Origin of the sequence: Desertibacillus haloalkaliphilus (assembly GCF_019039105.1) — a bacterium.
Lineage (GTDB): Bacteria > Bacillota > Bacilli > Bacillales > KJ1-10-99 > Desertibacillus > Desertibacillus haloalkaliphilus.
Window position 1 is genome coordinate 1 of sequence record NZ_JAHPIV010000460.1, and the last position, 354, is coordinate 354.

Annotated in this window: 1 protein-coding gene; it reads right to left on the minus strand. The window is 48.0% G+C overall.

Annotated elements, in window-relative coordinates; all coding sequences use genetic code 11:
* On the minus strand, positions 1-354 hold a 354-nt coding region (locus KH400_RS30250; RefSeq protein WP_217228540.1), incomplete at both ends, for a hypothetical protein.

Below are 354 nucleotides of genomic sequence, written 5' to 3' on the forward strand. Positions count from 1 at the left end.
TCCTCTTCCTTCCTCTCTTCCCTCTTTTTTTTTCCTCCCTTTCTTTTCCCCTTTCCCTTCTTCTCCTTCCCCTCCTCTTTTTTCCTTTTCCTTTCCCCCCCCTTCCCTTCTCTTCTTTTTTCCTTCTCCCCCTTTCTTTCTCCCTCCCTCTTCTTCTTTCTTCCTTCCTTTTTCCTCCCTTTCTTTCTTTTTCCCTTTTCCCTCTTCTTTTTCCTCCCCTTTCTCTCTCCCCCCTTTTTCCTTTCTTTTCTTTCCCCTTCCTTTCTCTTTTCCTTCTCCCTTTCCCTTTTCCCCCCTCCCTCCTTTCCTCCCTCCCTCTCCCTCTTCTTCTCTCCTCTTTCCCCCCTCCTTTCC